Below are 298 nucleotides of genomic sequence, written 5' to 3' on the forward strand. Positions count from 1 at the left end.
CGTTTTGCGTTCAGTTTTGAAGGTTCATGGAAAAGCGGAAAACACCGCTTAGCTCAACCGGATGCTGGAGGACTCGAGTAGAAATGCTTGCATTTCGACCGAGAGGCCGAAGCAGACGCGTGAGCTGGTGTTTGGAGCTGGACATTTGAAACTTCATATGCAGGAGAAAATGGGCCTATAGCTCAGCTGGTTAGAGCGCACGCCTGATAAGCGTGAGGTCGGTGGTTCGAGTCCACTTAGGCCCACCATTTTTCTTTCTTGCTTTATATGGGGCCTTAGCTCAGCTGGGAGAGCGCCT

1 tRNA gene is annotated in these 298 nt (G+C 51.3%); it reads left to right on the plus strand.

Annotated elements, in window-relative coordinates:
* The first annotated feature begins 171 nt into the window (after positions 1–171).
* Positions 172–248, plus strand: a tRNA-Ile gene (locus tag AV656_RS03700).
* Positions 249–298: the final 50 nt, after the last annotated feature.

The organism is Bhargavaea cecembensis, from assembly GCF_001619585.1.
Lineage (GTDB): Bacteria > Bacillota > Bacilli > Bacillales_A > Planococcaceae > Bhargavaea > Bhargavaea cecembensis_A.